3 protein-coding genes are annotated in these 959 nt (G+C 42.6%); all 3 read right to left on the bottom strand.

Translation table 11 applies throughout. The features are described from left to right. Window positions 1-21: 21 nt before the first annotated feature. Window positions 22-243, bottom strand: coding sequence for a type II toxin-antitoxin system HicA family toxin (locus CI957_RS10235; protein ID WP_096713086.1), 222 nt, complete (start codon window positions 241-243; stop codon window positions 22-24). Next, window positions 236-490 carry a type II toxin-antitoxin system HicB family antitoxin gene (locus CI957_RS10230; RefSeq protein ID WP_096713087.1) on the bottom strand — a complete coding sequence of 85 codons (255 nt, stop codon included), beginning with the start codon at window positions 488-490 and terminating at the stop codon, window positions 236-238. The genes CI957_RS10235 and CI957_RS10230 overlap by 8 nt, the downstream gene beginning before the upstream one ends. Window positions 491-644: 154 nt before the next feature. Then, window positions 645-959, bottom strand: a 315-nt coding sequence (locus CI957_RS10225) for a nucleotidyltransferase family protein (protein WP_342764923.1), incomplete at its 5' end; no start/stop codon positions are given.

The following is a 959-nucleotide window of genomic DNA, read 5'->3' as shown; positions in this document are numbered from 1 at the left end:
GGGGGAGTGAAAATAACAATATTAATTTGTTTCAAGCCATTTGTCCCTGGCGATTTTGGCCTGCTTAAGAATTCTTTTTAGTAAAGCCACACCAATTTTCCCTTTGTGTGGATTTGGTATGGTTAAAACAAGATCGCCTTTTACCATAAACGGATGCTTTCCTCCGGAATAGGGACCCTCAAAACCCAATTCTCTGAGTCTTTTTACAAGGGTTTTCCAGTCTACAGGATTTAGCTTAGGCAACGGCAAATTCTCCGAGATCGTCTATTGTATGGTTGCCAAGAGGGGGAATGGGGAGATTTCTACGCAATCTTAAAATGAGCCACTCCTCGATGATTTCCTCCAGGTTCTTACGGCATTCTTCAAGAGAAGTGCCTGTTGCCCAGACCCCTTCGAGTTCAGGTATTTCTCCATAGTAAGGCTCCTTTTCATCTTCAATTATCTCATATTTGGCTCTTTCAAGGGCTGCCTGTATATATTCGATCAACATCGACTTATCATCTCAAGCAATTATCACTTTGGGGATTGTATATAGCATTGTTTATTTCAGATATTTAGTAATTATCCTCATTTAGAAGTAGACTGGCAATCCTCAATGGAAAGGACTGCATCGATCATTTCTGAGATATAAAGTACAGAATCTCTCATGGGGTCACCTCTTTCAGGACATCATCTTGCATCTTGGGGTGCAGGGCTCGTTTTGATACCACGTCCACAGGTAATCCGAGCAAGTCTTCAAGATAGTCGCCAAGTCCCACAAGATCAAACAGGGTTGCTCCGGTATAAAAATTGACCAGCACATCAACATCACTTCCCGGTTTTTCTTCCCCTCTGGCATAGGACCCGAAGATTCCGACAACCTCGGCTTTGTACTCCTGCCTGATCTCTTTCCGGTGTTCATTGATCAGGAGTTTGATTTCATCCAATCCCGGTGGGACTTTTTCTGATTTACTCATAAT

Source organism: Methanohalophilus sp. WG1-DM, assembly GCF_004104135.1.
Lineage (GTDB): Archaea > Halobacteriota > Methanosarcinia > Methanosarcinales > Methanosarcinaceae > Methanohalophilus > Methanohalophilus euhalobius.
This window is presented reverse-complemented; position numbering and strand designations above follow the sequence as displayed.